The sequence below is a fragment of the Buttiauxella sp. A111 genome (assembly GCF_014189855.1).
GTDB classification, from domain to species: Bacteria; Pseudomonadota; Gammaproteobacteria; order Enterobacterales; family Enterobacteriaceae; genus Buttiauxella; species Buttiauxella selenatireducens.
In genome coordinates, this window is record NZ_BJFN01000003.1 from 390,724 (window position 1) to 413,038 (window position 22,315).

22 protein-coding genes are annotated in these 22,315 nt (G+C 52.9%); 8 read left to right on the forward strand and 14 right to left on the reverse strand.

Features of this window, described 5'->3' with window-relative positions; translation table 11 throughout:
- Positions 1 to 10: 10 nt before the first annotated feature.
- The 3 genes from BSPA111_RS11135 to BSPA111_RS11145 all read right to left on the reverse strand — a co-directional run bounded on the left by BSPA111_RS11135 (position 11) and on the right by BSPA111_RS11145 (position 3,861).
- Positions 11 to 730: a molecular chaperone gene (locus BSPA111_RS11135; protein ID WP_183271220.1), complete on the reverse strand. Its 720-nt coding sequence runs from the start codon at positions 728 to 730 to the stop codon at positions 11 to 13.
- Positions 731 to 741: 11 nt separating this feature from the next.
- Positions 742 to 3,198 (reverse strand): fimbria/pilus outer membrane usher protein, encoded by a 2,457-nt coding sequence (locus BSPA111_RS11140; RefSeq protein WP_255459264.1) that lies wholly within the window; start codon positions 3,196 to 3,198, stop codon positions 742 to 744.
- A gap of 114 nt (positions 3,199 to 3,312) precedes the next feature.
- On the reverse strand, positions 3,313 to 3,861 hold the full coding sequence (locus tag BSPA111_RS11145; protein WP_183271222.1) for a fimbrial protein: 549 nt from the start codon (positions 3,859 to 3,861) through the stop codon (positions 3,313 to 3,315).
- Positions 3,862 to 4,305: 444 nt separating this feature from the next.
- Here BSPA111_RS11145 and BSPA111_RS11150 point away from each other — a divergent pair, with 444 nt between their 5' ends.
- From BSPA111_RS11150 to lldD, 5 genes are all read left to right on the forward strand, one after another.
- The gene (locus BSPA111_RS11150) at positions 4,306 to 4,731 is read left to right on the forward strand and encodes a DUF2946 domain-containing protein (RefSeq protein ID WP_183271223.1); all 426 of its coding nucleotides are present in this window, start codon (positions 4,306 to 4,308) and stop codon (positions 4,729 to 4,731) included.
- 39 nt (positions 4,732 to 4,770) lie between these two features.
- Positions 4,771 to 6,150: a PepSY domain-containing protein gene (locus BSPA111_RS11155; RefSeq protein ID WP_183271224.1), complete on the forward strand. Its 1,380-nt coding sequence runs from the start codon at positions 4,771 to 4,773 to the stop codon at positions 6,148 to 6,150.
- Between the two features lie 268 nt (positions 6,151 to 6,418).
- Positions 6,419 to 8,074 (forward strand): L-lactate permease, encoded by a 1,656-nt coding sequence (gene lldP, locus BSPA111_RS11160; RefSeq protein WP_183271225.1) that lies wholly within the window; start codon positions 6,419 to 6,421, stop codon positions 8,072 to 8,074.
- On the forward strand, positions 8,074 to 8,859 hold the full coding sequence (lldR, locus tag BSPA111_RS11165) for a transcriptional regulator LldR (protein ID WP_183271226.1): 786 nt from the start codon (positions 8,074 to 8,076) through the stop codon (positions 8,857 to 8,859). The genes lldP and lldR overlap by 1 nt, the downstream gene beginning before the upstream one ends.
- Complete coding sequence (gene lldD, locus BSPA111_RS11170; RefSeq protein WP_183271227.1) at positions 8,856 to 10,037, forward strand: FMN-dependent L-lactate dehydrogenase LldD; 1,182 nt, start codon at positions 8,856 to 8,858, stop codon at positions 10,035 to 10,037. The genes lldR and lldD overlap by 4 nt, the downstream gene beginning before the upstream one ends.
- A gap of 62 nt (positions 10,038 to 10,099) precedes the next feature.
- Here the strand turns inward: lldD and BSPA111_RS11175 are convergent, their stop codons facing one another.
- Positions 10,100 to 10,528, reverse strand: a complete 429-nt coding sequence (locus tag BSPA111_RS11175) for an OsmC family protein (RefSeq protein ID WP_183271228.1) — start codon at positions 10,526 to 10,528, stop codon at positions 10,100 to 10,102.
- A gap of 158 nt (positions 10,529 to 10,686) precedes the next feature.
- Here BSPA111_RS11175 and BSPA111_RS11180 point away from each other — a divergent pair, with 158 nt between their 5' ends.
- Genes BSPA111_RS11180 through BSPA111_RS11190 form a run of 3 tightly spaced genes read left to right on the forward strand, consistent with a single transcriptional unit; the run spans position 10,687 to position 12,488 of the window.
- Complete coding sequence (locus tag BSPA111_RS11180; RefSeq protein WP_183271229.1) at positions 10,687 to 11,220, forward strand: tetratricopeptide repeat protein; 534 nt, start codon at positions 10,687 to 10,689, stop codon at positions 11,218 to 11,220.
- A 27-nt stretch (positions 11,221 to 11,247) separates the two neighbouring features.
- On the forward strand, positions 11,248 to 11,748 hold the full coding sequence (locus BSPA111_RS11185; protein ID WP_255459267.1) for an RNA polymerase sigma factor: 501 nt from the start codon (positions 11,248 to 11,250) through the stop codon (positions 11,746 to 11,748).
- Positions 11,745 to 12,488 carry an anti-sigma factor gene (locus BSPA111_RS11190; RefSeq protein WP_183271230.1) on the forward strand — a complete coding sequence of 248 codons (744 nt, stop codon included), beginning with the start codon at positions 11,745 to 11,747 and terminating at the stop codon, positions 12,486 to 12,488. The genes BSPA111_RS11185 and BSPA111_RS11190 overlap by 4 nt, the downstream gene beginning before the upstream one ends.
- A gap of 38 nt (positions 12,489 to 12,526) precedes the next feature.
- On the opposite strand, the gene ilvN is transcribed toward BSPA111_RS11190, so the two are convergent.
- The 10 genes from ilvN to BSPA111_RS11240 form a co-directional block, all read right to left on the reverse strand.
- Positions 12,527 to 12,808 (reverse strand): acetolactate synthase small subunit, encoded by a 282-nt coding sequence (ilvN, locus tag BSPA111_RS11195; protein WP_183271231.1) that lies wholly within the window; start codon positions 12,806 to 12,808, stop codon positions 12,527 to 12,529.
- A 3-nt stretch (positions 12,809 to 12,811) separates the two neighbouring features.
- Positions 12,812 to 14,500 (reverse strand): acetolactate synthase large subunit, encoded by a 1,689-nt coding sequence (gene ilvB, locus BSPA111_RS11200; protein ID WP_183271232.1) that lies wholly within the window; start codon positions 14,498 to 14,500, stop codon positions 12,812 to 12,814.
- Positions 14,501 to 14,611: 111 nt separating this feature from the next.
- Entirely contained in the window at positions 14,612 to 14,710 is a 99-nt protein-coding gene (gene ivbL, locus BSPA111_RS11205; protein ID WP_183271233.1) for an ilvB operon leader peptide IvbL, read from the reverse strand.
- Positions 14,711 to 14,828: 118 nt separating this feature from the next.
- On the reverse strand, positions 14,829 to 15,851 hold the full coding sequence (locus BSPA111_RS11210) for a GTP-binding protein (protein ID WP_183271234.1): 1,023 nt from the start codon (positions 15,849 to 15,851) through the stop codon (positions 14,829 to 14,831).
- 15 nt (positions 15,852 to 15,866) lie between these two features.
- A complete protein-coding gene (locus BSPA111_RS11215) occupies positions 15,867 to 16,064 on the reverse strand; it encodes a YbdD/YjiX family protein (protein ID WP_034456870.1) in 198 nt (65 codons plus the stop codon).
- Positions 16,065 to 16,212: 148 nt separating this feature from the next.
- Entirely contained in the window at positions 16,213 to 18,318 is a 2,106-nt protein-coding gene (gene cstA, locus BSPA111_RS11220) for a pyruvate/proton symporter CstA (RefSeq protein WP_183271235.1), read from the reverse strand.
- A 332-nt stretch (positions 18,319 to 18,650) separates the two neighbouring features.
- On the reverse strand, positions 18,651 to 19,067 hold the full coding sequence (entH, locus tag BSPA111_RS11225; RefSeq protein WP_183271236.1) for a proofreading thioesterase EntH: 417 nt from the start codon (positions 19,065 to 19,067) through the stop codon (positions 18,651 to 18,653).
- Positions 19,068 to 19,820, reverse strand: coding sequence for a 2,3-dihydro-2,3-dihydroxybenzoate dehydrogenase (gene dhbA, locus BSPA111_RS11230; RefSeq protein WP_183271237.1), 753 nt, complete (start codon positions 19,818 to 19,820; stop codon positions 19,068 to 19,070).
- The gene (locus BSPA111_RS11235; protein WP_183271238.1) at positions 19,817 to 20,677 is read right to left on the reverse strand and encodes an isochorismatase; all 861 of its coding nucleotides are present in this window, start codon (positions 20,675 to 20,677) and stop codon (positions 19,817 to 19,819) included. The genes dhbA and BSPA111_RS11235 overlap by 4 nt, the downstream gene beginning before the upstream one ends.
- A gap of 14 nt (positions 20,678 to 20,691) precedes the next feature.
- Positions 20,692 to 22,308, reverse strand: coding sequence for a (2,3-dihydroxybenzoyl)adenylate synthase (locus tag BSPA111_RS11240; RefSeq protein ID WP_183271239.1), 1,617 nt, complete (start codon positions 22,306 to 22,308; stop codon positions 20,692 to 20,694).
- Between the last annotated feature and the right edge of the window lie 7 nt (positions 22,309 to 22,315).

Genomic DNA, 22,315 nt, shown 5'->3' on the forward strand with positions numbered 1-22,315 from the left:
AGGTGCCTCGTTAGAAAGTCAATTTCTGATGCTGCACCGGAGTGTCGCCGCCGAAATCATTGATTAAAGAGGAATTCAGCTCCGCAGATTTACCAGCAGCCTGCGCTGGAACTTCGTAGCGCTGTTCACCTTTCGCGGGAACCATGGCGTGTACATCCGCAAAGGGTAGCGTTTTACCTGCACTGGTCACTGAAAGCTCAGAGAAACTGACGACATAAGGAGAAGGGTTGGTTACCACCAGCCAGGATTTATTACCGTCATGCTGAACTTGCCATTTTAGTTGCCCGGCGGTGTCAGCCGGGTTGGCGTTTAAATGTTCAGGGCGCACAAAAACTTTTAACCGTGTACGAATCGCCAACTGGAGCTGGTTTCCGGCACTTTTAGTTACCGAAGGAACCTCCTGAATCCACAACCAATAAACGGATTCGCGGTCCTGCGGAATTTTCCCCGGAATTAATACGATACGTAATTTCCCTTCACGGCCAGCGTTCATTTTAAATAATGGCGGTGTGAGGACAAAAGGCAGGTTTTTATCACTGCCATTAAGATCCTCAATCCACGACTGAACTAAATAAGGATGCTCTTTATCGTCATTAAGCAATTTGACGGATGTTTCTTTATCACTTTCCTGAACAATAACGCGCGTCAATGCAGGGCGGATAGCAGCATGAGCGGCACTGCTAAGTAATAAAAGACTCAGGGCGGTGGTGGTAAAAGTTTTAAATTTCATAGATTCTCCGGTTAGCGACAAATGGCATTGATTTGTTGATACCAGGGCTCTGCCGAATTTTTTGCCGCCGGTAACGTAAATTCACATTGGGTATGGTTATCGAGATCAACACGTATCACTGTGTTGTCCTCAGCAAGCACTCCGCTGAGATAGAGCAAACCGTTATCAGCAACCATGCCGACCTGTGATTTTCCTTGCCACACCGCCGCCCCGAAAGGTGCCGGTTTTCCATCTGCGAGTTGTAGATTGACTAATGCGCGGCGTCCAACCCGCGTCTGAAACTGGCGCACAACAACGGCACCGTGAGTGGGAATAACCCCAATGCCACCGTCCAGTAATTCAATATTTTCCGCCGCCTGCCGGGTATTTAATGACAATGCATTGTCACGGTAAGGCATGATGGAAGGCACAACAGCTTTCCCCCAGCGGTTCGTTTTAACGCCGGGTTGCCCTTCCACTGCGATATTCTCAGCACCCGGTGTTTCAACGATGGCCACCGTATCCCCCAGCATTTGCGAAAGAACGATGCCATCGCGATAAGCCACCACCCCACCCGTTACCCCAGCAGAATATTGCCTGGTTTGCGGGCCGACACTTGCGCTGGCATTAAAGCTCGCCATGCTATTGCGATAGCCCATCGACGCCGAAGGGGTGTAACCGAATTCATTGTGCTGTGCCGAAAGGCTGTAATTCAGCGCACTTTCAAGCCCCGTCCCGGAAAGAGTTGCCATTTGCGAACTGCTGGTGTTGTTACCATTGGTCGTGGTGAAAGAGACATTACGGCTGTTTTTATCCCCGGCATCTAATGGCACAGAGAAGTTCAACGACAGCATACGGTCGCCAGGCTCCGATCCATCATAGGCAGCCTGATAGCTGTAACTTAGCCCGACGTTAACTTTCTTAATTTGCGCGCTGTAACCCAGCGTTACCGATGTATCTCTACGGTCGGTGTCGGTGTAACTATTACGATCAAGGGTGAAATATCCGTTTCCGTACTCGCCCATCCCCTGGTTCAGGGTCACCTGTATTTCACTCTTTTTGGAATAACGCGTCTGGTCGTCATCTGAATTCTGCCAACGCCAGCGGGCATAGTCAGAGAAGTCCATAAAATCGCCTGACTGATACCGATAGCCCATGAGTTGCAATGACGTATCCGTGTCATCGAATCGACGCGCATACTGTGCGCGAAGCACATGACCGGTACTATCCATGGCTTCAGCCTGGCTGTTGTCCGGCTGGTTTTGATGATGTTCCAGCGCCCAGTCAAACGAAACGCTTCCCCAAACCCCCATATTAAAACCCGCGCTAATAGCCGAGGACTGATAACCCTCACCCACGAGCAGCAGATCGCTCAGTGTCATAACGTCAAAGCCATACTGCAGACTCGCCTGGCTAACCAGAGGCTGCTGGGAAAGTGAGTCGTCACGATAACGGCCTGCGCTTAAACTGTAGCGCCAGGTGCCGGGGCGCAGCATGTCCGGGAGCGAGGTATAAGGAACAACAAACTCCTGCTTGCTCCCGTCGCTCTCTTCAACCGTGACATCTAAATCAGCGCCAATTTGCCCATTGGTTAAGTCGGTAATAGCAAAACTTCCCGCAGGAACCGTCTGGCTGTAAATAATATTTCCGCGCTGGCGGATAACGACACGGGCGTTAGTTCTTGCCACCCCACGAACGATCGGCGAGTAATTAAACGTATCATTTGGCAGCATCTGATTATTCGTTTCCAGAGAGATGCCGCGTATCGGTAATACACCCAGCACGTCGCTGGAGGTATTTGCATAAACATCCCCGACGGTCATTCGGGAAACTAAACTGGCCAAATCACGTTCCGCATAAGCGCGATCATGGTTATTTTCCCAACCGTCTTGTGATTTATTAAAGGTGTCAAAACTATAAAAACGCCAGCTTCCTAAATTCAAACCAGAATTCAGCCCTAAATAAGCACTATTATTGCTGGAATTGTCACTGCTATCGTTACCATGATTTTCGGTGTGGTAAACATAGCTGGAATAACTCAGGCGCAGTGCGTTAACACCATCATCCCACAGCGAAGGATCGATCATCTCGGCTTTCTGCGAAGTCGTCATTGCCGCCTGTGGCACGGTGATTAACAGTTGCTGCATAGATTCATCGTACTGAATTTTTGCTTCCGGCCAATGAGACGTGAGATTCAGGCAGCTTTGATCATCATATTTACCCGTCTCGCTCAGATCCTGGCTGCTGATTTGACTGCTGTGTAATATTGCCGGAGTCAGACAAGGTATGGCACTTTTGCTATCAGCAACGCTAATAAAATTAACTTTAGTTTTAAACACCGAATGTTCATTGACGACAATTTCAACCTCTTTCTGCCCTGGTTGCAGAGTATCAGGTGAATAAAACTGAGGCGGAATTGACTGACCCGATGTTCGTAAAAAATCGCTATCGAAAGATGAGTCCGATTGAGTATCTTCAATCTTATTCATTTCACTATTAGCGTAAAAAGGAAATAAGGCGGGTAGAATGATAGCAATAATAAAACAATAATTATTAACTACCATAATACCTACCCGCTTTAATAACCCAGAGAGAAAACAGAATTAGTTATAAACAATATCGACAAAACTTTTCGCTGTAACTTTTCCAACACCAACACTTGGCGTAGAGGTATTCGCTTTATAAGCCACTTTGAATTTCAGAGCAGTTTTCCCAGTGGTCAATAATTGCTTCTCTGAAGGATTGACACCGTTAATATCAATCGGTGTTGAACCATTATTTTCCAGAATTGCAATGCCAACACCAGTGGCTGGATTAACATCAGTACTTATATTTTTCAAAATACTTCCGTCAACGGGATCAGGTGTGCCACTGAATTTTACCTGGGCATTTTTCACCGTGGTGGTTGTACAACCCTTGAGATCAATGGTGAAATCCGTCATCCCGGCATAGAGGTTGCCAGTGGAGAAAGCGCTGGTACTAACCGGTGATAAATCCATAACACCGCTGGTTACAGCAATGCCATTGAAGCCCTCGAGAGTGCAGGCTGACGAAGTGATTTCGCCATTAAATGTGATATCCCCGTCCGCAGCCATTGCGCCAGAAGACATGGCACCTAACACTGATAACAGTGCTAGTTTTTTAAACGTCATATAATTTTCCTTAATTTACTATTTGAGCTGAATTAAATAAGCAATGAGATCCAAGATAATCACCTCGAATTTCAATAATTATATCCATCGACCAGAGCACCAGCTATTAGCATTGCTTTGTTATTTATTAAGCCGATCTAAATGATTTTGAATTGATTAAAAAATACCGATTAATTAATTGCACCAGAAATATTCAGATTATGAATGAGAAGATTTAATTTTTGTCGTATTAACAAATTAGAATCAGACTTTTTACAAATCGATTTAAATAATGCATTAACGTTTAAACATTCAAACAGGTGTGCATTTCGATAAGATCGGTTGTCAGCAAAGGCCTCCTCAACTCTGACCAAAAAAAGCGAACATTATCACTAACTATTTTTTAACAACCTACCGCCACCAGGGTACAATCCGGCAACAAAAAGCCACTTGCGAATTGCCCGATTGCCGTCACTTTTCACTCTTTCGCGCCATAAATGGTTATCAGCGCTCGCGTTGCTGGCGATGCTGATGCTTTTTATCGCCCCTGTGATTTCAAAATCACTGGAGCACTCGCGGGTCGCGAAGGACGGTGAACATCAGATGGCAGGCCACTCAAGTAGCCAGATGATGGAAATGGGGGCAATGAAAATGCCCGCCTCTTCGCATCTGATGCCGGGTGCAGGCGCATCTTTGATGGACGATATTGCCTGTGGATACTGTCAACTGTTGTTGCATATCCCGCTGATTGTCTGGCTGTTTATTCCTTTTATCTGGCTGGCATGGCGCATTTCACGCGTACTCCCCCCACCCGTTATCGCCCCACTTCTGGCTCAGCATGACGATGCCGACGCTCTGCCCCGCGCCCCTCCTGTCGTGCCGTTTCGTTAAAAAATACCCATTAACGTCACTGTTCTACAGAGGATAACTATGTCTGTGAATCACTCTCAGCTCGCCTGTCGTGGAGCGCTGCTAACGCTTGTGCGTCGCCTGCATTTTTACATCGGCCTGTTTATCGGCCCGTTTATTTTCGTCGCAGCCCTGACGGGCACACTCTATGTACTGACACCACAAATTGAGAATGCGCTTTATCATCAGGCACTGCACACCAAGGATGCTGGAGAAAACCAACCCCTTTCACAGCAAATTGCCGCAGCACGCAAATATATCGGCGAAGATGCTGCTATTTACGCTGTGCGCCCTGCCCCGCAAACTGGCGATACAACACGCGTGCAGTTTGTCGACCCGGCATTAGGGGAGTCCGAATCGAGAGCTATTTTTGTCGCCCCGGCCTCACTGGCCATTCAGGGAGATATGACGGTGTACGGCACCAGCGGTGTGCTCCCGCTGCGTACCTGGATTGACCAATTCCATCGCGGTTTATTGTTGGGAGAAACAGGGCGTATTTACAGCGAACTGGCGGCTTCGTGGCTGTGGATTGCCGCATTAGGTGGCGTGATTCTGTGGTTAACGTCACGCCCAAAAAGAGTGCGGAAAGTGCGGCAGACCCCGCAAAGAAAAGCACGCCACTGGCACATTACGCTGGGTAGCACGCTACTGCTCGGGCTGCTCTTTTTCTCCGCAACCGGGCTGACCTGGTCACAGTGGGCAGGAGAGAATATCGACAAAATGCGCAGTTCGCTGGGTTGGATGACGCCGCAGGTCAATACCGCGCTGAGCCCGCAAACAAGCCATCAGCACTCCGACCCTCACGCGGAACATCACGCCATGATGCCGGGAATGGTGATGCCTGAAACGAATGACAGTCACTGGGACAAGGTGCTCCACGCCGCTCGCGCTGCGGGAATTGAATCTGACAAGGTGGAAATCCGCGCACCGCGTTCAGCAGGCAAAGCCTGGACTGTGACTGAAATTGACCGCGCGTGGCCGACTCACGTCGATACGGCGGCGGTCGATCCGAATGGCTTTAAGGTCATCGACCGGACTTATTTCGCTGATTTCCCAATGGTTGCCAAACTCACACGTTGGGGAATTGATGCTCACATGGGAGTGCTATTCGGGCTGCCGAATCAGCTGTTGCTGGCAGCGTTTGGTTTTGGTCTATGCGGGATGATCCTTCTGGGTTACCGCATGTGGTGGCTCAGACGCCCGGCAATGTCTGCGAGCCATCCCGCACAAACACTCAGCGAGGCGTGGCTTGCTCTGCCACTCGTCTGGCGCAGCGTCATGGTGATTATTGCCCTGCTATTGGGCATGGCTTTGCCGGTGATGGGCGTCAGTCTGCTGTTGTTCATCGCCACTGATATTGCTCGCTGGCGGATACAAGCCCTTAAACCGCAGACCTCATAGAGCAGGTCATCAAAATGCCATTCGCCGGTAACAAGGTAAAACCGGCGGGTGGTGCTAACACTTCTGCTTCAAATCCCCCTCAAATATTGGTCCTACCAATCCAGCCAAAAATGTGACTGGTTTACCCATACCAACAAAATTAGTTACACGCTTATTGCCATCGGTTAACAAAAGATTAACCTTTACGCATTACTTCCCCTACATCGCCAGATTGGTCCTACCAATAAAGCGAAAAATAATAAGTACATCACTTTCTGGAGAGTCCTGCATGCAAGCCTGGCAACAAGTCTACGACCCGGCAGGGAACATCTGGCTATCAAGCCTCATCGCTGCTATTCCGATTATTTTCTTCTTTTTTGCGCTGATTAAATTGCGCATGAAAGGTTATACCGCCGCCACCATCACTGTTGGCCTGGCATTGCTCGTTGCCCTGTTTTTCTACCGCATGCCGGTTGACCGCGCCTTATCGTCAGTGGTTTACGGCTTCTTCTACGGATTGTGGCCGATTGCGTGGATTATTATCGCAGCGGTATTCGTCTATAAAATCTCGGTGAAAACCGGGCAGTTCGACATTATTCGCTCGTCGATTCTGTCCATCACGCCCGACCAACGTCTGCAAATGCTCATCGTCGGTTTCTCTTTCGGTGCGTTTCTGGAAGGGGCTGCCGGGTTCGGCGCACCCGTGGCGATTACCGCCGCATTGCTGGTAGGTTTGGGCTTTAACCCGCTCTACGCCGCAGGCCTGTGCTTGATAGTGAACACCGCGCCGGTCGCGTTTGGTGCGATGGGGATCCCCATTATTGTTGCGGGCCAGGTTACCGGTCTCGACAGCTTTGAAATCGGCCAGATGGTGGGCCGCCAGTTGCCGTTCCTGACAATTATTGTGCTGTTCTGGATTATGGCGATTATGGACGGCTGGCGCGGCATTAAAGAGACGTGGCCTGCGGTGATGGTAGCGGGCGGATCGTTTGCTATCGCACAGTATCTCAGCTCTAACTTCCTTGGCCCGGAACTGCCGGATATTATCTCTTCGCTGGTTTCTCTGGTGTGTTTGACGGCATTCTTGCGCGTCTGGAAGCCCGTTCGAATCTTCCGCTTTGGCGATATTGGCGCATCGGTTACCGACCAAACTCTGGCTCGCCAAAACTACACTTTAGGCCAGGTGGTGCGCGCCTGGATGCCGTTTATCTTCCTGACGGCGACCGTCACTCTGTGGAGTATTCCACCGTTTAAAGCGCTGTTCGCACCGGGCGGCGCCATGGCTGACTGGGTGTTTAACATCTCCGTGCCGTTCCTCGACAAAATGGTTGAGAAGATGCCACCTGTCGTGGCGCACAGCATGGCCTATGCCGCGGTCTATAAGTTTGACTGGTTCTCTGCAACCGGAACTGCGATTTTGGTCGCTGCACTTATCTCCATTGTTTATCTGCGCATGAAGCCGAAAGCTGCGATCGAAACTTTCGGTGAAACGCTGAAAGAACTGGCTCTGCCTATTTACTCGATTGGCATGGTGTTGGCGTTCGCGTTCATCTCAAACTATTCCGGTCTGTCGGCAACGCTTGCTCTGGCGCTGGCTCATACCGGCCACGCATTTACTTTCTTCTCGCCGTTCCTGGGCTGGCTGGGGGTATTCCTGACCGGATCAGATACTTCTTCCAACGCGCTGTTTGCGGCATTACAGGCAACAACCGCGCAACAAATCGGCGTGTCCGATCTGCTGCTGGTTGCGGCTAACACCACCGGTGGCGTAACCGGCAAGATGATTTCGCCACAGTCCATCGCCATCGCCTGTGCGGCTGTAGGCCTGGTGGGTCGCGAATCTGACCTGTTCCGCTTCACCGTCAAACACAGCCTGATTTTCACCTGCATGGTCGGCGTTATCACAACGCTTCAGGCCTATGTCTTAACCTGGATGATCCCTTGATGAGCAACCAACCGCGCCTGGCCGACCATCTGGTTGAGCGCGTAAAAGCATTAATTAACGAACGTAAGCTGGAGGCGGGTATGCGGTTGCCCGCCGAACGCCAGCTGGCCGCCGAGATGGGCGTTTCGCGTTCATCTCTTCGTGAAGCCATTCAAAAACTGATCAGCGAAGGCGTATTAATTAGCCGTCGTGGCGGCGGTACGTTTGTGCGTTACGAAGTTCAGGCCTGGTCTGAGCAACGCATCGTGCAGCCACTCAAAACGCTGGTTGAGAACGATCCAAACTATCGCTATGACATTCTGGAAGCGCGGCACGCAATAGAAGCCAGCACCGCCTGGTATGCCGCAATGCGTGCAACCCCGGCTGATAAAGAGAAGCTCATTGCCTGCTTTGACGCGACGGTGAAATTCAAAGAAAGCGACGATCCTGATCTGGCCGCCCAGGCCGATGTGCGCTTTCATCTGGCGATTGCCGAAGCCTCGCATAACATCGTGTTACTTCAGACGATGCGCGGCTTTTTCGACCTGCTGCAATCTTCTGTGATGCACAGCCGCCAACGCATGTACACCGTGCCCGCTATTTTTGCGGGGCTCACCGAACAACATAACGAACTGCTGCAGGCTATTTTGGCCGGCGATCCTGAACGCGCACGCCTCGCGGCGAAAACCCACCTCGGGTTTGTCCATACCACCATCAAAAACCTGCATGAAGACGAAGCTCGACAGGCGCGGATCAGCCGCCTGCCCGATGAAGATACCGACGTAAAAAGGGACGAAATTCCATGATTATTTCTGCTGCAACTGATTACCGCGCCGCTGCAAAACGCATTCTGCCGCCATTCCTGTTCCATTACATTGACGGTGGGGCTTATGCTGAACATACATTGCGTCGTAACGTTGACGACCTGGCGCAGGTAGCGTTAAAGCAGCGCGTGCTGAAAAACATGTCCGCACTGAGCCTTGAGACCAAACTGTTTAATGAGACGCTGTCGATGCCGGTTGCCCTGGCACCAGTGGGTTTGTGCGGGATGTACGCACGCCGTGGCGAAGTTCAGGCGGCGAAAGCAGCCGCCGCTAAAGGTATTCCGTTTACGCTTTCTACGGTTTCCGTCTGCCCGATTGAAGAGGTCGCGCCTGCGATTGACCGCCCAATGTGGTTCCAGCTCTACGTGCTCAAAGATCGTGGCTTCATGCGCAATGCGCTGGAGCGCGCCAAAGCCGCAGGTTGTTCTACGCTGGTCTTTACTGTGGATATGCCCACTCCAGGCGCACGTTACCGTGACGCGCACTCGGGCATGAGTGGGCAACATGCCGCACTTCGTCGCTACTGGCAGGCCGTGACCCACCCGCAATGGGCATGGGATGTGGGCCTGAATGGCCGCCCGCACGATTTGGGGAATATCTCTGCCTATCTGGGTAAACCCACGGGTCTTGAAGATTATATTGGTTGGCTGGCGAATAACTTCGACCCGTCAATTTCCTGGAGCGATCTGGAGTGGATCCGCGAGTTCTGGGACGGTCCGATGATCATCAAAGGTATTCTCGACCCTGAAGATGCCAAAGATGCGGTGCGTTTCGGGGCTGATGGGATTGTGGTTTCCAACCACGGTGGCCGTCAGCTCGACGGCGTATTGTCGTCGTGCCGCGCCCTGCCCGCCATTGCCGATGCGGTAAAAGGGGATATCGCGATCCTTGCCGATAGCGGTATTCGTAATGGCCTGGACGTGGTGCGCATGATTGCACTCGGTGCTGACACCGTATTGTTGGGTCGCGCTTATCTGTACGCGCTGGCGACCCATGGCCAGGCGGGTGTGACCAATCTGCTCAATCTGATTGAAAAAGAGATGCGCGTTGCGATGACGTTGACCGGAGTAAAATCTATCGCTGAAATCAGCCCAGAGCTGCTGGTGCGTGAAGGCCTGAAAGAGATTCTGTCGCCGCACGCAATGGCTGCGGGTTTCTAGGCTTGCGATACGGAAATGCGGCGCTGCCGCCGGGATTTACCGGGGACAGCGCTTGCTGAGTATTAGTTAAGTTTGTAGTCGAGGGTAATTTCAGCTTTTAGCAGTTGCGATACCGGGCAACCGGCTTTGGCTTTCTGAATAATTTTATCGAACAACGCGCTATCCGCGTTCGGCACTTTGACGTTGCTGGTTAGCGCAATTTTGGTAATGGCAAAGCCACCGTCGGTTTTATCCAGCGAGACATCGGCTGTCGTATCGATACTTTCCGCCGTATAGCCCTCTTCGCCAAGCATTAGCGAAAGTGCCATCGAAAAACAGGCTGCGTGCGCCGCGCCAATTAACTCTTCCGGATTGGTACCGGCAACGCCTTCAAAACGCGTGTTAAAACCATAGGGCTGTTGTTTTAACGCACCGCTCTCGGTGGAAACAGTCCCTTTACCGCGCTTAATGTCACCTTCCCAGTGAGCCTGCCCTTTCTTATGAATGGTCATGTAATCGCTCCTCTTTTATTGACACGAACATCAAGTATAGAAGTTGAATACGGGCTTGCCCGGCAACTCAGAACAATCCTTGCAGCGAAGAAAAATAAAACGAATAAATTCGCGGTCCCGAGTGTTTACTGGTTACCGAACACCACGAGGGTACTATCATGAAGCGTTTATACCGCCAACTCCTTCCCGCTATGGCGACCAGTTTTCTGCTGTTTTCCGGCTACGCTCAGGCAATGGGAGGTAGCAACGACGAACCGGTTCCTCCAACTTGCCCTAAAGGGCAAATTTATGACTCGAAAACCAAAACATGCATGGTCGATAAAGGCGGGATGATTGGGGATGAATCCCGCACCGATTATGCGTACGCACTGGCAAAAGCGGGCCGCTACCAGGAAGCGCTGGATATGCTCAACACTTTGAAAGATCAAAACACCGCAGAAGCCCTGAACTATCGCGGCTATGCCACCCGCAAACTGGGCCGTACCGACGAAGGGATCAGCTATTATTTAAAATCTGTGGCGCTTGATCCGAAATACCCCAAAGTCCGCGAATATCTGGGGGAAGCGTACATGATAAAAAATCGTCCCGATCTCGCTCGTGAACAGCTTGCCGCCATCAAATCCCTGTGTGGCACCAGTTGTGAGGAGTATCGCGATTTGTCCGCAGCCATCGACGGCCATCCCGAATCATAATCGGAGGCAAAAATTAGTAGCGAAGCGATACGCCGTGACCTTGCGCAATACCTTTCACGCCTGTGGCGTTATGGGCTGGTGCTCTCCCATCAGCGAGATATTGCCGATGATTTAGTGCAGGCCACCTGTGTGCGAGCCATTGAACGCGCCGCACAGTTTGAAGTGGGCAGCAGGATGGATAGCTGGCTCTTTTCCATCCTGCACTCCATCTGGCTCAATGAAGTGCGCTCGCAGCTTATCCGCCGCGGGCAAGGTTTTGTGGATATCGACGAACTCACGGGAAGCGAAAGCTGCGACGACCCTATCTGGACAAACGACGTGATGAAACGAGTGGCTCGTTTACCCGAAGCCCAGCGTGACACGGTATTTCTGGTGTATGTGGAAGAGTTGTCCTATCGCGAGGCGGGCCAAATTCTCAATGTTCCTGTCGGAACCGTGATGAGCAGGCTCGCCACCGCACGGCTGACATTATCTCAGGACCGAGCACTTCAGCCTGATTCGCGCTCTGTAAAAGGAGAAGGTTCATGACAATTACTGTCAATACCGATGAGCTGCTGGTGGCGTATCTGGATAATGAACTGAGCCCAACCGAGCGTCAGGCGCTGGAAGAACGCTTGAGTCATGATGCGCTTTTGGCTGAACGTTTGGTGCTCCTGGAGCGCAGCAGTCTACCGTTTAAATCCGCTTTCGCCCCCCTGCTGGATGCGGCTCCTGCCCCTCGCTTGCCGGCCTATCTCACTCCCCCAACGGCTGCGGTATCCCGACGCCAGCTTATTGCCGCAGCGGTGAGTTTTCTGGCCTTAGGTGTGATTGGCGATCGTGCTTTTCTGCACTTCTCTCAACCTGAAGAAAATTGGCGCGAATTAGTCGCTCAGTACATGGCGTTGTATACCCCAGAAACACTAGTAGACACACCATTGCCTGAAGCACTGGAAAACCAACTGCACTCGACGGGTCAGCAATTAGGACTCACGCTAACGAGCGAAAAAATGATGTTGCCTGACGCCACACTGAAAAACGCACGGACGCTGGCTTATGAGGATCGTCGTATTGCGCAAATTACCTGGCTTGATCCGGCCAGCGGCCCATTAGCCCTGTGCATTACAGGAAACGCAGGCCAACCCATGGCTGCCAAAAGTGAACAAAGGCTGGGCATGAACATTGTGTTTTGGGCCGATAAAACCCATCAGTTTATGGTGATTGGGCATGGATCTGCGGGAAATATGAGTGAGATTGCCGGGCATTTACAACAAGCTATTGGCGCGTAATCGGGGCGGATAGCACGCTCGGCCATCCGCCCAAAATCCTACTGCACCAATGCTGCCAGCTTACCAAACACGCCCGCACCGTCAGCGTCGCGCCTGATTTGCACCACATCTTCGAGTTTGTCGATTTGGCTTATCATTTGCTCGAGGCGCTGGTCGTCCGCGACTTGTAGCCAGATTCGGCTCTGATCACCCTGCGGCAAGGGCAGACAGAGGATCCCTTCGACGTTAAAAGCACGGCGGGCAAACAGGCCGCAAATGTGAGACATCACGCCCGGATGGTTGCTCACCGTAAGTTCCAGAATAACGGTTAGTTGTTGCATGGCTTACTCTCCAATCATCTCAATGTTGGCAGCGCCTGGCGGCACCATCGGGAATACTTTTTCACTGGCATCAATGCGCACATGAATCAGACATGGGCCTGGGCGCGAAATGGCGTCTTGTAACGCCGCTTGCGGGTTTTCTGCGGCGTTCAAATCGCAGGTGGCGAGGCCAAAACCTTCAGCGATTTTCAGGAAGTTCGTTTGTCCAGAATAGGTCGCCGCAAAAACATTCTGCTGGTAGAACAGCGTTTGCTGTTGGTGTACCAGCCCCAGCGCCTGGTTGTTCAGCAGGATAATTTTCACATCCAGATTATGATCGGCAGCGGTCGCCATTTCCTGAATGTTCATCATGATGCTGCCGTCGCCGGTGAAGCACAGGACTTTGCGGTTGGGTTCGGCTAATGCCGCACCCACTGCGGCAGGCAGGCCAAAGCCCATGGTCCCCAGGCCGCCAGAAGTCAGCCACTGGCGCGGTCGGTTCAGCGGATACGCCTGAGCCACCCACATTTGATGTTGCCCTACGTCGGTAGTGATAATCGCTTCGTCATCAACACACGCAGCAGCCGCATTAATCAGACCATAAGGGGTTAATGGATTGTCGGCACCCGGCATATTGAACGGGAATTCCTGCTGCAAGCCCGCCACTTGTTGCAGCCACTGCAGGCGGGGTTGGGCCTCGACTTTTGGCAGTAATTGCTCCAGAACCTCACCAACATCCCCGCGAATCGCCACGTGCGCCTGCTTAATTTTACCCAGCTCGGCGCGGTCGATATCAACGTGAATGATTTTTGCGTTCGGGCAGAATTCTTCCGTTTTGCCAATCGCGCGGTCATCAAAACGCGCGCCCAGGACAATCAGCAAATCCGCTTCCTGCAAAATGTAGTTGGTACTGCGCGCTCCATGCATGCCCAGCATGCCCAGAGATAACGAGTGTTTCGCTGGGATCGTCCCGAGCGCCATCAGCGTCATGGTGGTCGGCAGGTTCGCTTTTTCAGCCAGTTCGCGGGCGCGGCGATGGGCATTGATAACCCCACCACCCAGATACAATACCGGGCGCTGCGCCTGGTTAATCATCTCAACCGCATCGGCAATTTGCTGTGCTTCACACTGGGGCGCTGGAGTATGGGCTGAAACAGGCGGCAGTGCGCTGATATCGATTTCAGCGGTCTGGACATCTTTTGGGATATCAATCCATACCGGGCCAGGGCGGCCAGACTCAGCAATGCGGAACGCGTCGCAGATGACCTGCGGCAGTTCGGTGATATCGCGGACAAGGTAGTTGTGTTTGGTGATAGGAATGGAGATGCCGTAGGTGTCGACTTCCTGGAACGCATCGGTGCCAATCATCGATTTTGGCACCTGGCCGGTAATGCACACCAGCGGGATGGAATCGAGGCGCGCATCGGCGATGGCTGTGACCAGGTTGGTAGCACCAGGGCCGCTACAGGCGATACATACGGCGGCTTTGCCCTGCGTTCGCGCCATCCCCTGCGCCATAAAGCCTGCGCCTTGTTCGTGACGCGCCAGAATATGGCGAATTTTTTGGCTTTGACTGAGTGCGTTATAGAGCGGCAGGACGGTGCCACCGGGAATACCGCTGATGGTGGTAATGCCATGATGTTCAAGCAGTTGCACAATTAATTGTGCGCCCGTAATACGGTGTGCTTGCGGTGGGTTTTCCGATATTGCCATTGCTCCAGTCCTTCTTCTTATGCCGTTTCGCTTTTGGCCGGGGGACTAAAACAAGAAACCCCGCCCGGTTTGCGCCGGCGGGGTTTTGGAATCGATGCGTTGATTCAGACCCTACGGCGCATTGCCGACGACCACCACCACACGCACGACGACCACCGCGGCTGGTAGCGCGGTTAGTAGTAGGTTAGCGTTGCGAGTGAATGTAGTCATTTGGGTCCTGAATATGTGTTGTGCGTTTTTAACGTCGAAATTTATACAACCACACTGCTTCGTTTCGTACAACCGCTTTATTCATCGACGCTAAAAACCGTGCGTGAGATCACAGTACTTAAATGGTTGTTGCCGCAAATTGCTGTCGAAGTTCGTCAATCGGCAGATAACGCCCGATAATCACCAGGCGTGAAACCCGTGATTCGTCTGGATGCCAGGCCGAGCCATAATCAAAGCCCACCACTTTATGCACACCTTGAACAATAAGGCGCTGGGGATGGTCGGCAATCGCCAGAACACCTTTGTAACGCAGCATGTCGTTGCCGAAACGGGCGATACAGCTTTCCATAAACGCACCAATTTTTTTCACATCCAGCATTCCGGCATCAAATACGTGAGCCTGAATCGCATCATCCCATGAGCGTTTTGCCGAGGGTTTACGGAACGGCTGGAAGCTAACGAGATGGTTCAAATCTGCGCGGATCACACGGAATTCTGCGGACATCTCGATGCTATCGGTCAGTTCAAAGGCATTAAGATCGAGCCAGTGATCTGCCGGGCATTCACCGTTCACGATCTCAAAAAGATCCGCTTTGTTGTTGATCCGATGAATACGTTCCAGCGCCAGCTGTTTGGTTTCATCGTCAACGCGATCCGCTTTAGTCAGCAAAATTCTGTCGGCAAAACCGAGCTGTGCCGCGGCAACTGCATGTTCATCCAACTGGCGAGAGATGTGCTCTGCATCCGCCAACGCGATGACGGCATCAAGACGCAACGCTTCACGTAAATAATCATCAACAAAGAAGGTTTGGACGATAGGCGCGGGGTCTGCAAGACCCGTGGTTTCAACAATCAACCGTTCAAATTTCAACTGACCCGCCGCGCGCTTTGCCAGCATTTCTCTGAGTGCTGCGGTGAACTCACCTCGCACACTGCAACAGACGCAGCCGTTACTTAATTCCACGACGTTGACGTTTTCACCGCTCTTGAGTAAGGCTCCGTCGATATTTACGGCACCAAATTCATTTTCCAGAATGGCGACGGGTTCGTTACCGTTATGGGCGAGAAAATAGTTGAGAAGTGTGGTTTTCCCGGAGCCGAGAAAGCCCGTTAAGAGGGTGACAGATACCGCTTGATTCATGTCATATTCCTTAGATTAACAGCAACGAGCGCCGCCTTTACCGCCGTATCGCGCATCCTGACGCTCGCGGAAAAACTCTTCGTAAGTCATCGGCGTCTGTTCCGGATGCGTCAGACGGATGTGTTGCACGTAGTTATCGTAATCAGGAACGCCAACCATCAGTTTAGCGGCCTGGCCGAGATATTTTCCTGCTTTCGCGAGGGTGTCGAACATGGTGACTCCTGTTCTTGTTGGTCCCCCTCACCCCGGCCCTCTCCCCCTGGAGAGGGGGAGAAGCGCGATCCCCTCACTCCCTGGAAAGGAGGTTTAGTCCCCTCTCCTGGGGGAGAGGGTTAGGGTGAGGGCGGAGGGCCAATCTCAATTAGTGCGCGCTCTTCGCCTGCGCTACAACTTGTTCAACATCTTCTGGCATCGGCTCGTATGGTGTTTCCTTCGCGGTTGGCGTGTCCGATTTCAGCGCTTGCAGCGCGGTTTTAATCGCAAACAGACCAATCACCACCACAACCACCATAAAGAAGATCGTCAGACCCGCATCCAGACGGTTGTTAAACACCAGTTGAGAAAGCTGCGACTCGGTGTATTGCGCCGGGATCTTGCCGCTGTCGATCATCGCCTGGAACTTGTTAGCAATCGCGAGGAAGCCCACTTTGTTGTCCGGGCTGAACGCTTTTTGCCAACCTGCCGTCAGAGTACAGAATAGCAGCCAGGCCGTTGGCAGCAGTGCCACCCACGCGTACTTCTGTTTCTTCATCTTGAACAGTACGACCGCACACAGCATCAGCGCCATACCTGCCAGCATCTGGTTGGCGATACCAAACAGCGGCCACAAGGTGTTGATACCGCCAAGTGGGTCAACAACGCCCTGATGCAGGAAGTAACCCCACGCCATGACGCAAAGCGCGGTTGCCAGTAAGTTCGCAGGCAACGAGTCTGTACGTTTAAGGCCTGGGGAGATAACCCCCAGCAGGTCTTGCAACATAAAGCGTGCCGCACGCGTCCCGGCATCTACCGCCGTCAGAATAAACAGGGCTTCAAACAGAATGGCGAAGTGGTACCAGAATGAAACATCCATCAGGCCGCCCAATGCGCCATGCAGTATGTACGCCATCCCCACTGCAAGCGTTGGTGCACCACCCGCACGAGAAATAATGCTTTGCTCGCCGACGTCATTAGCAATCTGAGTTAAGGTTTCCGGGGTAATCTGGAAGCCCCAACTGCTGACAACACTGGCCGCTGACGCCACTACATCCGTGGTGCCAGCCGGAGCCAGTACCGCCATTGGGCTGTTCATCGCGAAGTACACGCCTGGGTCGATAACACAGGCGGCCACCAGCGCCATAATCGCCACAAACGACTCCATCAACATGCCACCGTAACCGATGAAACAGGCCTGGTTTTCGTTAGCCAGCATTTTCGGCGTAGTGCCGGAAGAGATCAGTGCGTGGAAGCCAGAAACTGCACCACACGCGATGGTGATAAACAGGAACGGGAACAGGTCACCCGTCCAGACCGGGCCGGTGCCATCAATGAATTTAGTCAGCGATGGCATTTGCAGCGTAGGACGCATGATCAAAATGCCGATTGCCAGGCCAATGATGGTCCCGATTTTCAGGAAGGTAGAGAGATAATCACGCGGTGCCAGCAGCAGCCAAACCGGTAAAACCGCAGCCACAAAACCGTAGCCCACCAGCATCCACGTCAGTTGTACACCGGTAAAGTCAAAGTACGGTGCCCAGGTTTCGCTTTCCGCCACCCAGCCGCCGGAGATGATGGCGAAGATCAGCATCACCAGACCAATAACCGACACTTCACCGATGCGCCCTGGGCGCAGATAGCGAATATACACGCCCATAAACAGCGCCAGCGGAATCGTGAATGCGACGGTGTATGTCCCCCATGGGCTGTGGGTCAAGGCTTTCACCACGATCATCGCCAGCACCGCCAGGATGATGACCATAATCATAAAACAGGCGACCAGCGCGATAACGCCCGCGGTGTTGCCCATCTCTTCTTTCACCAGTTCACCCAGCGAGCGCCCGTCACGACGGGTTGAGACAAACAGCACCATAAAATCTTGTACCGCACCGGCCAGCACCACGCCCGCCAATAACCAGAGCATGCCAGGCAAGTACCCCATTTGCGCGGCAAGCACCGGCCCGACCAGCGGACCCGCTCCAGCAATCGCGGCAAAATGGTGACCGAACAACACTTTTTTGTCCGTCGGGACATAATCCAGGCCATCGTTATGGCGCACAGCTGGCGTCATACGAGTGGCATCAACGGTTAAGACACGTTTAGCGATAAACAGGCCGTAGTAACGATAAGCGATGAGGTAAACGCAGATTGCGGCAACCACAATCCACAATGCGTTTATCTGCTCGCCACGATTGAGTGCGATATAGCCGAGCGCGAATGCACCTATCAGTGCAAGCACCGCCCAGACGAGGTGTTTCCCTGGGTTATTCATAATTGTTTTCCATGTGTCAGGCCAGAAGCAGAGGGTGTTACCGTTTTGTTCTAGAACAATCACGCGGATTTAACAATAATGAAACGTTAGAATACAGTGGTTTGACCAGGTCTTTACATCAGCTTGTTAAGGTGATCACTATGTGGGGAGATTCTGGAGTGCACTCACTCCTTGCTGGTCGAGAAAATCAAAGAATGCCCTCACCCCAACCCTCTCCCCCAGGAGAGGGGGAAATCAAAACTCAGTCAATCCTCTCGTCTTCAAGAAGAGGGCGAAAATCAAAACTCGATCCTTCCCCTCTCCCTCAGGGAGAGGGCCAGGGTGAGGGTGGTTTAACCCAATATCGCCGTCGTCAAACGACTGGTGCAACAACGCTTATCGCGTGCGTCAAAAATAGCAATTTCCCACACCTGGGAAGATTTCCCCAGGTGCAGCGGCTTACACACCCCGCGCACCGAGCCTGACGCCACGGCACGATGGTGGCTGGCGTTAATTTCCGTTCCCACTACGCACTGCCCTTCGCTGGTCGTCAGAAAACCAGCCATTGAACCCAGCGTTTCCGCCAGCACCACCGATGCGCCGCCGTGCAGCAAACCAAACGGCTGCTGAGTGCGCGTGTCCACCGGCATTTCAGCTTCCAGGCTTTCACCATCCATGCGCGTGTAGACGATGCCGAGATGCTCAACCATCGTCCCTTTGCTGGTTTGGTTTAACGCCTCAAGCGTCATTTCGCGTTTCCAGATGCTCATTTAAGCTCCAAGCGTAGCGCCGCCATCAATCACAATATCCTGCAAGGTGATGTGGCTGGCGTGTTTTGAAGCGAGGAACAAAATCGTGCTGGCGATCTCCTGCGGACGGGCGATTTTGCCCAGCGGAATACCCAGTTTAAACTGGTCCGGGAAGCCCTTAATGCGCTGCTGTTCGGCGTCCGGTGTTTTCCACAACGTGCGTTGCATGTCGGTATCGGTCGAGCCCGGCGACACCACATTACAGCGCACGCCGAATGGAGCCAGTTCCAGGCCAACCGTTAACGCCAGGCTTTTCAGCGCCGCTTTCGACGCGCCATAGGCAGACATTCCGGTGCGCGGCGTGTGGGCTGCGTCAGAAGCCACGGTCACAATCGCCCCGCTACGCTGTTCACGCAGGCGCGGCATCACGGCGCGGAACAGATTGAACGCACCACCGACGTTAACCGCGAAGGTGTCCTGCCAGTCTTGCAGTGGCAACGCATCGGTTGCCCCCATACGCAAAATACCTGCCGCATTGACCAACACATCCAACTGCGGTTTCTCGGTCAACAGACGCTGAGATACGCACGCCACCTGGCCTGCATCCGCTACGTTAAGCTGTTCGGTGGCAAACGGGTAAACCTCCAGCGGGAAGGCAAGGTCCAAACCGATAACGTCCGCGCCCGCTTCGCTAAACGCCAGCGCCGTGTGATAGCCGATGCCTTTGCCCGCCCCGGTTACCCAGACGGTTTTGCCACTAAAGTCGATTTTCATGCCTGCACTTCCCGTGACAGCAGCGCCCACCAGGCGTCAACAGTCGGTTTTTTCGCCAGCATGACAAAGTCGATATCCGCGTGGATTTTGCGCCAAATCGCTGCCAGCGCCATCATGCGTACTGAATCCAGGCCGTAATCAATCAGGTTTTCGTCGTCTTCAGGAATGTCAGATTCATCAAGCAGCGGCAATATCAGTTCGCGCAATTGCGCTTTACTTTGCGGGGCTGATTCTGGCAGCAAGTCGCGAGTCATCACCACGCGACCGGAACGGCCCGCAGTGTATTTCAGCGCCATCATGTGTTCTTCGCGGCTGAAATCAGCCAGCGCGTCGGCCACCATAAACGGTTTGATATCACGCATAAATGCATCGGTTGCGGTGGTCATGCAGCCGATGTGGGCGTACACGCCGCAGATGATCAATTGGTTACGGCCCGTCTCTTTTAAGGCTTGCTCGAGCGGGGAGCGGATAAACGCGCTGTAGCGCCATTTGGTCAGCACCGTGTCGTGCTCATCCGGGGCCAGTTCTGCCACCACTTTCTGGCGCTCAGGGTGTTTGTTTAAGCCCGGCCCCCACATGTCGTTTAACAGCGCACGATCTTCATCGCTTTGCGCATTAGGCTGCGCGGTGTAATAGACCGGAATATTGTGGCGTTTGCAGTATTCACGCAGCGCGGCAATGTTGGCGATAACCTGCTGGATCATCGGGCAATTGTCGCCCCAAAAATCAATGAAATACTCCTGCATATCGTGAATCAGCAACGCCGCACGCTCGGGTTCAAATGCCCAGCTCACTTTATTTTCTGGAATGTCAGCTGCCGTCGGTAAGGTGTATGCGTTCAGTTTTGGAATAGCCATAAATTCTCCGTCAATCAGGAAGCCAGTTGCTTATCAGCAATCAACTGGCGCAAACATTTTTTGTCCACTTTGCCCACGGCGGTTAGCGGAAGATGCTCAACAATTTCAATGCGGTCGGGCAGCTTGAAATCCGCAATGCCGAGTTCGCGCAGATAACGGCGAATCTCTACGGCGCGGAACGGGCGAAGGCCGACGATAAACGCGCAGCTTTTCTCGCCCAGCAAGCTGTCTTCCATCGAAACGAGTGCTGCGTGAATGATCTCTTCATGGCGTAACAGCAGGTTTTCGATCTCCTCGGCGGCGATCTTTTCCCCGCCACGGTTGATTTGATCTTTCTCGCGCCCCTGAACCGTGATGTAACCGTCTTCGGCAATAGAAATCAGATCGCCCGAGCAGTAGAAACCGTTGGTATCAAAGGCCTGGGCGTTATGTTCAGGGCTGCGGTAATAGCCACGGAAGGTATACGGCCCGCGCGTCATCAGGCGGCCAACTTCACCGTGCGGGAGCGGGTTTCCATCAGCATCTGCAACCCAAACTTCGTCGTCCGGGCACATAGGCTTGCCCTGAGTTTTGAAGATGTGGTCGTTGTCATCGTCAAGGCGCGTGTAGTTCACCAGCCCCTCCGCCATGCCGAAAACTTGCTGTAGCTGGCAGCCAATTTCAGCAGGGATACGCGCCGCGAGCACTTCGCTCAAACGCGCGCCCCCCACTTGCAAAAGCTGTAGCGACTCCAGGGCCTGATTGCTCCCCCACTCGCCAATCGCCTGTAGCCACAGGCTGACCGCAGGAGGCACCAGTGCGGTGACGTTGATCTTATGGCGTTCGATAAGCGGGAAGCACAGTGTGGCACTCGGGTCATTTGCCAGCACCACGCGCCCACCGCCGTAAAACACGCCCAGAGAACCCGGCGAACTGAGCGCGTAGTTATGCGCCGCAGGAATCGCGCACAAGAAACGAGTATTCGCATCAAAGCGGCAGATTTCTACACTGCGACGAATGCTGTAGTAGTAATCGTTGTGCGTGCGTGGAATGAGTTTTGGTGTGCCGGTGCTGCCACCGGAAAGCTGGAAAAAGGCCACTTCGTCTGCCGCCGATGGTGTGGCAACAAAGTTCTCTTCCGGCTCATTAATCAATGCGCTCAGTGAACGTTCACGATCGTTTTCATTGAGCAAAACCGCCATACGCAGCGACGGATTTTGTTCGCACAGCGCATCCAGGAAATCGTCATGGGCGAACAAATTATGTTTGCGGTCGGCAATCACCACCACCGGCTCAATTTGCTTTGCGTAGGCTTCCATTTCGGTGCGTTGGTGGCTGAATAGTGCGTTCACCGGTGCCACGCCAATTTTCAGCAGCGCGAAAAGCGTGATGTACAGTTCCGACACGTTGCCAAGCTGTACCAGTGCCGTTTCGCCGGTAGTCAAACCACGGCGTTTAAGTGCCGATGCCAGGCGCGTTGCTGCCTGCTCGAGTTCGCGATAGCTGAAATGGCGTTCACCGTCGATAAGCGCAATCGCGTCATTGTTCGCGTGGCGGCTGAGGATATCGGTCAGCGGCAAATCCGCCCAGTAACCTTTTTCACGGTAGAGTGCAGCCAGTTCGTTCGGCCAGCGAGTAAAAGGAATAGCCATAAAATCG